The sequence below is a fragment of the Pedobacter sp. 01N416 genome, from assembly GCF_056399685.1.
In genome coordinates this window covers 1-8,991 of record NZ_JBFTRT010000169.1, presented here as the reverse complement: position 1 = coordinate 8,991, position 8,991 = coordinate 1, and the positions used below count along the sequence as shown (strand labels likewise).

8 protein-coding genes are annotated in these 8,991 nt (G+C 35.3%); all 8 read right to left on the bottom strand.

The features are described from left to right. Positions 1–478 precede the first annotated feature (478 nt). Positions 479–1,255, bottom strand: coding sequence for a hypothetical protein (locus AC1DND_RS11370; protein ID WP_477581688.1), 777 nt, complete (start codon positions 1,253–1,255; stop codon positions 479–481). A 5-nt stretch (positions 1,256–1,260) separates the two neighbouring features. Then, positions 1,261–1,956: a hypothetical protein gene (locus tag AC1DND_RS11365; RefSeq protein WP_477581686.1), complete on the bottom strand. Its 696-nt coding sequence runs from the start codon at positions 1,954–1,956 to the stop codon at positions 1,261–1,263. Between the two features lie 12 nt (positions 1,957–1,968). Further along, positions 1,969–4,569 (bottom strand): OmpA family protein, encoded by a 2,601-nt coding sequence (locus tag AC1DND_RS11360; protein WP_477581684.1) that lies wholly within the window; start codon positions 4,567–4,569, stop codon positions 1,969–1,971. A 3-nt stretch (positions 4,570–4,572) separates the two neighbouring features. Then, positions 4,573–5,052, bottom strand: coding sequence for a DUF4280 domain-containing protein (locus AC1DND_RS11355; RefSeq protein WP_477581683.1), 480 nt, complete (start codon positions 5,050–5,052; stop codon positions 4,573–4,575). A gap of 4 nt (positions 5,053–5,056) precedes the next feature. Continuing rightward, on the bottom strand, positions 5,057–6,013 hold the full coding sequence (locus tag AC1DND_RS11350; RefSeq protein ID WP_477581681.1) for a hypothetical protein: 957 nt from the start codon (positions 6,011–6,013) through the stop codon (positions 5,057–5,059). Positions 6,014–6,537: 524 nt separating this feature from the next. Beyond that, positions 6,538–8,178 carry a hypothetical protein gene (locus tag AC1DND_RS11345; protein WP_477581679.1) on the bottom strand — a complete coding sequence of 547 codons (1,641 nt, stop codon included), beginning with the start codon at positions 8,176–8,178 and terminating at the stop codon, positions 6,538–6,540. Positions 8,179–8,185: 7 nt separating this feature from the next. Next, positions 8,186–8,350 (bottom strand): hypothetical protein, encoded by a 165-nt coding sequence (locus AC1DND_RS11340; protein ID WP_157258313.1) that lies wholly within the window; start codon positions 8,348–8,350, stop codon positions 8,186–8,188. 1 nt (position 8,351) lies between these two features. Then, a partial coding sequence (locus tag AC1DND_RS11335) for a phage baseplate assembly protein V (RefSeq protein ID WP_477581678.1) occupies positions 8,352–8,991 on the bottom strand: 640 nt, incomplete at its 5' end.

The window sequence follows — 8,991 nt, the reverse complement described above, 5'->3', positions numbered from 1 at the left end:
CAATTATTGTGTATGTTACTCATATATAACAGCTAACGCGTACACTTAATTCTAAAATATTATCCTACGGTTAGCAGAACGCAGATTTTTGACAAGAAAAAAAATGTATTTTTTTTGAAATCACCCGCCGTCTCATTTCCACTACATACAATAGCTTAAAATATTGTAGCATTTTTAGACAAGGCGTTACTTTTTGAAGCGTAATTTTGGACAATTACTAATTTTTATACCAGTCGAAAGCACAGAAAGCAATCCAGTCTTTAGCTGCTCCATCTCTCCTGTTTAGGGCCGTTAACTCAACAGACACATCTTTACCTGCACATGCATTTTTCCAATATATGCCCCGGTTTAAGATTTTTCATATTACTAGACCAATTTCCAATAATTTTTTTCTTGATCTTTAGTTTGAGCACTGTAGCCTAAAAAAATACAATTGCGCCTATAAATAGTATTCCTCATATTCCTGGCAATTGTGCATCTAGCGGATAATTTCGAACCCATTATTACCTTTTGGCAGGTGTATGTAAAAAGGGAAACCAAACTCTTCATTTGCTCCCTTTTTGAGGTAAGAAATAATAGGGCTATGATTCTTTCTTTTTAAGTTTAACAATTTATTCTGCGCATAAAATTCTAATTTGGTTTGATTAGGAAATTCTTGTAAAACATAATCTTCCTCTGCCAACATAGCGAACATATTTTTTAACGCGCTCAAATTATCTTCTTCTAAATACATGGAAGTATCCGTTTCCTGATATCTCTTTTTTAACAGGGCGGATAATTCGTCGATTTTCTTATCCCTGAAAAGAAGGTATATACTGCGATAAAAATCATTAACAAGTTTTAAGCTATTTTCATTTTTAACATCAATAATCTGGGATGCTACCCAACCTAATGTTTGATAAGGTACTTCAGCTTTAAAAACACCTCCTATTTTTAATTCCGGTAGCTTTTTTTCATTTAAAGCCGGAGCATCTAGTTTTGTTATCGTCTTTTGATTATCAAAATTACCATTTGCCGAATCCAAAACGTTTATTTTTATGTGAGCTTCGGCGTTAGGATTAATCAGTTCACCTTCAACAGGCTTTAAAACAACACTAAAACTTTGATTGCCGCTTGATAAAATAAAGTGGTTTATCGGATATTGAGAATGGATGCTACCTGCTTCGGTATGGGTATGAACAACTACATCGTTTACAATGAGATCAAAATTTGCCAGTGAAATATTGTATTCCAGTAAATAATATGGTTCAGTCATAAAGGTTATTTTTTAAAAAGATGTGCAAACGGACTATCATACTCTTTTAATAGTGGCTTAGCATATTCCTCAACAATGTGATCCATATATGCCTTTTTAGTTATGATCTTAATTGACATATTTAGGTTAGCATTAGTCGGATCTATAACCAGTTGGGTTAATACATCATTTTTGCTCCAAAACAATTGTTGGGGATATTGCGTAGCCTTATTATCAAATTCATCAGCAACTTCTTTAACAAGATGTGGCATAAGGCTTTTTAATAATGCAGGCGTTTCCTTTTCGTTGTCATCAAATTTTCTTTGATTATAAATAATAGAATCGGGTGTCGAATAGCTTTTTAGCATATCCTTAAGTAAGTTTGCTGCATCTTTATTATCTGGATGTACACTGATAAAACTCACAACGCCATTGTAGGTTACTACTTTAGTTTCTAAAACTTCGGCGATTTTAGCTTTGTCGAAAGTTACATTATCGTTCCCTGCAAAAAAATAATAAACTATCTTTTCTCCCTTATCAACCAACTGAACACCATCTTTTGTGGGTAGTTCAAAGCGTCCCTTTTGTTCCGTTATATTTTTGGTAAATTCAGACAAATCTACATTGGGCTTTTCGGCAAGGACCAAATCTTTTAGGTCAATTTTTTTTGGACTGCAGCCTAAAAAGATTAAACAAACTAAAAAAGCTAAATTTTTCTTCATGAGTATATAAAATTAAACCAAATAATGTTTCTTAAATTTAACATCGTCTTTTTCAACAAGAACAGCATCACCATCAAAGCTAAAAGTTCTCTTAATAAAACCAAATTTAATTGTTGTAGCTGCAACAAACGTGGCTTTTATGCCTCCGAATTCTGCTATTGGAGCGACGAATACTCCTTCTTTATCGGCACCTAATTTTACGCCTCCGGTAACGCTTGTTTTAGCATCCGCTTTTACAATCCCCGAAACCCCCATACTACCCGTTTCGGCTTTGGCCGTAGCTTTAAATTCGATATTGACCTTGAGCTCACCGGTAATTTTGACTTCACCGGTTGTTTCTTTAGGGAATTTAACATTGATGATGGATTTCCCTGCAATATTAAGTGCACCGCCTACGGTAATCAAAAAAGTTATCTTAACGTATTTGTTCATTTTATCCTTAATCCAGGTGAGTACTTCACCAGCCCCTGGACATATAGCATTTCCACCATATTTTAGAACAATATCGATTAGATCTATACTGAGAGCGGCTTCTATAAGCGGATTGGTTTCTGCGCCGATTTCGACAATCTCTCCAACAACTTTGTTTGTTTTTTTTAAATACCATTGAGCAGACACCGCCAAAACAGGTGCCTTCACTTCGAACATGAACCTTCCTTTGGCCAAACAGGAATTAGATACCCGATCTGCCATTTGCTTAACCTGATTTATAACCCTCAGGGTTTTAGCAATACGTTCTGACCATTCTTTACTAAATTCAACCTTTTGCTTTTTACCTGCTGAGGTAGTCCATTCTCCTACAAATGATAGCTCAAACTTTTGAGCCATCTCACCAAAGTTTTCGGACCAGCCGGCATCTACTGCAGCACCTATTGCTTTCTTTTTTGCTTCATCTAACTCATAACCGTACAACTTATTACCGTAGGTGTAGGCAAAGGGTTGGGTATGCGACCATTTAAATTCTATGGTCCATTTAATATCAGAGTATACATGTATAGCCAATGTAGGATTGTTCTGAACAGAATAATACCTGCAAGAATGGATATGAACCATGTAATTATTCATTAATCCATCCCGCTTGGGCCAAATGTAATTTAATGGAATAACATTGAACTTACTCATTGTTGATACTGCCGGAACTGTAATTTTGCCCTCATTCTCAGCTTTTACATCAATGTTGATTAATTTGATGGTTTTATTATGCTTTTTGCGGTCAAAACAAGCTTTGGTATCGAATTTTACGGGTTCAACGGTAATATCTTTTGGTTTATTGCCAACAATAGTTTCATAAATAATAGTTTGTGCATTATGCCCGTAATATTCAAATGCAATATCTACCCTCCGGTTATTCTGATAGTCTGCCTCATTTTTATATTTAATATTGTCGCGGCCTTTTTTATCGTCTGTAGGGTTTACTTCTCCATGTCCGGCCGTTTTGATCCGATTTGGATCTAATTTCCCTTTGATAAAAAACTCTCTTACTGTTTTTGCCCTGTTTTCTGATAATACATTGTTATGGTTCTGTTTACCGATTACACAAGCAAAACCATCAAGTTGAATAGTACTGTATCGATGTTCGAGCAGGAACCGCAATATATTATTAAGCTGCTTAAGACTTTCGGGTAAAAGTTCTGTACTGTCAAATTTAAAAATAATAGACTCTAACGTTTTTTCCCTTTTATCGATAACATTTTTAACTCCACTTCCATTATCGAAAACTAGTTCGGGTTTACTTCCTTCTTCTATTACATTAATTTGTTCAAACTTGCACAACTCAAACCTTGCCTCGTTTTTATCGGGCTGGTAAATGGTAACCGGTGTTCTGTTTTCGGGTATTTCTACTACCTGCGATTTAAGTTTATCTTTTATCCTTAAAAACCGGGCATGGGCAGTATCGCCCTTACTTCCCGTATCTTCAATATATTCACCAGTTACGGGATGCACCACACGCACATAAAATTCTTCAACATCCGATCTATCATTCATAGACTGGTACCATGAATACGTATTGGGAATTTTTAGGTTAATTTCGCCATTGGTTACACTTACCTGATAAATTTTTCGGGTTTCTTCATCATCTTTTGGCCATAGGCCTAATGCTGATCTCAATTTTCTGAATACCCTAACCTCTACATTATCATAGCCATTTAATCCTTCAGTAAAAAGCCTGAGCCAGATGAGTTCTCCGTACGAAAACTGGTAAGTTTTGCGCACATCTGCTCCCCCTTCATTTTGAGTCCACCTGCTGTCTATTATTTTTGCAGGCGATTCGCCCCTGATCTTTAAACCTGATTTGCTATCAAAATTCCCGCTCCATGTTGCTTCAATGTACCACAGGTATGGTCCGCATAATTTTTTGGGTATCCGGTAACCATAGCTAAAATTGCTGGGGATTGTTTTCTGAAGATCTATGACGCTTTTCTCGTTAAAAACGGCCCATTTTACATCTTTCTTTCTATCTTGCTCGGTAGTGCCGGGCTGCCATTCTCCTATTTTGAACCAAACATACTGATCTGGAGCTACTACCACTAACTGACCGGGTATAGATCCTTTGTTAGCATTATATACTTTACCTTCACCGGTCCAAATAATTTTCTTTATTCCCTTTGCCATACGTTATGCTTTAACACTTGCTTCTACACCGTTAAAATTATTTGCAGATTCATCTAAAGATTCTGACATGGGATTGAGCTGTGATTGTACGTCTTTATTTGCGTTATTAAAGTTTTGTTTTGAGGCTTCTGCTTTTTGCCCGTGCTKAACAATCTCAATGCAATCGGGGCCTCCTATTGGGCAGGTAGCTTTGCTATCTTCGAGCAAAATTTTACCTCCGTTTGTAAGGATGGTATCTTCATAAAAACCCGACCATTTGGTTACCACAGCATTACAGGGTTTATTGTACATTTTTGAGCAGGATCCAAACATGTTCTTTTCAAAAGTTGGGYCGATATCCATTGTGGTTGCTATAGATTTTTGGCTTCCATCTTTATCGTTTGCATATTCTTTTGTATGCGTTAGCACTTTGAGTTTATCGGGCGCCGATCCAAATTTGCACATACACTGTGCCCCCTGAACTACAATATGTTTCTCTGCCATTGCCTTAATTATTTAGTAAACGATCCCAAAATCCTTTTTTTGACGGGCCATCAAGTACCACCATTTCTGTTACGGGCAAACCTTTAACATTGGTATCTAATTCAAAATCGTGATCAAACTCCTGGTTATTTTCGGGAATCAATGCAATTTTTATCTTTACTTTCGCTTTTTCCTGCGCTCCGTAACTGAAATCAGAAACGACAGATATGATCCGCTTAAATTTCGGGTGTAAAAGATAATATCCTTCATAGTTACCGGTGGCCCTGTTTGTGATATATAATTCATCCTCCAAAGGCATAATAGTACCATCATGAATCAATTCTATTGCTCCAAAGCTATTAGATTGGGCAGCTAATTTTTCTTGTGTTAGATAGCCTTCTACGTTAAAGCCTCTGGCTATCGGAAATTTATATATAGATTCAGTTATATGGTTCTGACCGTATTCTTTATAAATCGGTTTAAAAAAAGTGTGAATAAACCAATCGCTATTTAAAAATGCAAGATTTATACTATCAGCATTAGCCAGCTGTTTTTCCATCCGCTCTACATAGTCTTCTACAAGACCACCTTCAAAATTATCCAGCACCTTCTTTTTAACAGATTCCCATCTTTTTAATATATCCTGGTGATTGTAAATACTTTGAAAACCACCATTTTGATCAACACTAATTACCAAAGGATAAAACACTTTTCCTATAGCATAAGCTAAACGATCGGCAACCAGATCGGGCAAGATTTCATTGACAAAAACATCGCTAATCCGCTCAATTTGAAATAAAGGTTGTCCCTCTTTACCTGGCTTTAACCTGGTAACACGCACTTCGTATTTAACTTCATTGCTATTTTCTTCGCCCTCGTTAAAAATGATTAAAACGCCATATTTTACAGACAGTTCTGCTGGCCATTCTAAGCGGAGGGCATTTATGCCTGAATAGTATATTGTTTTATTTGCAATGTCCATTTTTATCGATTTGTTCTATCTATTTCAAAAAGGATTATTTAATAAGAACCAGGTATAAAGAAAGTGCTATGCTTATAATTAATATTTCCGCAAAAAACATCACACAGCGAGTTAAATATAAATCACTATAATCGCACTCTTGATTTCTAAAAACTATTTTGATAGATGAGCATTTTAAAAATCAAGCAACTGACTTATAAATGATTTCTTATCTTCAATGTTGTAAAATATCATGTGCAGGATAAACCAGTAGGATATCATTACAAATGCAATAAATATTAAACTCATTACCAGTGTTATTATAAATGAGTTCTTTATTTTGTTTAAACAAAATACGACCAATAGAAATATAAATGTAGTAATTATTCCAGCCGGCATTCCTACCCTAGGCAATACCATTAGAATCGATTTGGTATCAAATTTTAATAATATATGGTCGTTTATGTACCAAAGGGTTATACCTAGAGCAGTAACTACAAACATGATCAAACTAATGATGATTAGTTTTTGAGGATTCTTCATAATTATTTCTTTTTATATCCTGTATTTACTCCCGAACTAAAAGCTCCCCGTAATCCTTCTTCAATTTTTGGCCAAAACCGGGTGTGGCTTAAACTATGCGATGTCATCGCCAAATATGGTATTGATCCAGGTTTTTTGTCTAACTCCGCAATGTTTTCATCTTTTTCTGCAACCAAATCTGCATTGTATTTTGTAACGAATTCCGTATATTTTTTCAGATTTCCCCCGAAGATTTTAAGCTGTGCATCAAGATTTCCCGTTACGACATATTCAGCATAATTAATATAATTGTAAATATTGGCCAACTGAGCAGGTTTAATAAACTGACTGAACAGACGCATTAACATATCTTCCAAATTATTGCTATGCACTGCATTTTGTGCCCCTTTTAAGAAAGTACCGAATTGAGCTCTTTTGTTTCTTGAGTTATAAGGATCTTTATCAAAAATGGGAACATCTAGAATCGACAATCCTTTGGTCTGTTTTTTTGGGGTCCATGATGTTTCGTCAATGCTATCAGTTATCCCTCTTTTTTCTCCGAAAATATTTGCTAATAAACTTAATAAATAGCTGTCCTTTGGGCCGCTTTTAATATGAAATAGTGTATTTAAAACTGTTAAACCCTGACTCAAATTCAGATTTGTTGCCCAGGTAACTTTATCGTACCCTTTTTTCCCCCCGTTATAATTCTTATTTACATCGTAGCTCCATAAAAGAAATTTATTTAATATACTTACGAATGAATCCTTTTCTTTTTGCAAGCTGGAATTTTCAATTTTCAGTGAATTAATGTACTTAATAAATTCTGATATGATCATATTGATTCCTAAAAAAGCTGTTGCCATTTCTTTCCATGCAGCAATTGCTTTTTTTTCAGAACGCCAGCCCTTAAGATAATCTGTAATAACTTCGTGTTTTACACTTTTAACAGTTTTTATACCCCGCTCAAATTTATCCATCTGGAAAGATTTTAATAGCCCTTCCATATTGACCAAACTAAAATCTGCTACGAGCTGCTGCGTTAAATCATATTCATTATGTACATTGATTATTTTACAAGCGCTATGTAGTTTGGTATGATTTAATTGGTGCTTTTTTTGAAAAAATGGCGTTGATAAATAAGTAATACTTTTAATCTTCCATAGTTTAGGAAATTCAGTAAATTTATTTCTTTTTAAAACTTCAGACTTCGCTATCATTTCTTTACTCGTAATGAGTTCTGTAAATTGGTTTATTACATTACCCCCATGCGAATGTCCGATTAAATGCAAATGAACTTTTTGATGTCTCCAATTTCTGTATGTCCGTAACATTACATCCATTAAACGCTCTGCTGCAATATTTCTTTCTTTGGTATCATTGTCTCCAGACCAACTAAAAAAATCGCCCTCAATATGTAAATTCAGATATTGAAATTTTATTTCTTTTATTTTATTCCAAAAATTATTTACACTTTCTGCTGTTGCTTTATGTGTTTTCGCATCAATACCCCTCCAGTACTCGGTATTTGCCTGGTGCTTTAAGCCTGCCGTATTTACAGGATCTGTAGTACCGGCAACAAACATTACAATATCAGCAATAGGTTTATTTTTTGTAGCCTCAGGAATTACAAACCTCGGCTTCTTAAACATTACATTCGTCATAGCCTGCTTATTTACCGGTGATATTAATTTTTTTGTTCGAAGCTAAGACCAAATTTTCTCCCAAGGCAACAATCTCTACCTTTTCAGCAGTTTCAAATGCTGTTTGCGAAGTGGAAACATATTGATCAGTAATTGTAATGATCAGGTTTTTAGCAATTTTCTTAATGGCCATATCAAAAAAGATTTGATTTTTCCGCACTGTTAATCTCTACAGTTTTTTCAGAACTCTCCAACAGCATGTTTTCTTTGGTGCTAAAAATAGTTACCTTTTCAGCATACTGTGTAGATTCCTGAGCACTTCTCATGTATGCTTTTTCTACCATTTCGGTTTTATTATTTGCTGATTCTTTCATATCCCCAGTAGCGCTGATATTGATATCTTTTCCGGCAGTTTGCGTAATGTCTTCGTTGGCACTTGTGGTAATGTTCTCCCCGGCACTTTCTGAAATGTTTTTACCCACCTTCACGTCCATATTTTCCGCTACATTAATCTGCATATTCTTACAGTTTAAAGTCATGTTCTCCAAAGCAGTAATGGTTATATTATTGCCTTTGGTGTCGATATGGATAATATTATTGTGGATATCGGTGATTTTTATGCCTTGTGTACCCTGATTATCATCAAATTCTATTAAATGTCCACTTCTGGTAATGATACTTTTAAGGTGATTTTGAATAAGCGGGCTACTATCTACGCTGGAGCTGTGGTAAACACTTCCCATTACTACGGGCCGTGCAATATTCCCCTCTTCGAACGCAATCATCACCTGATCATCTATTTCGGGGATCGCAAAATATCCACGGTTATTACCC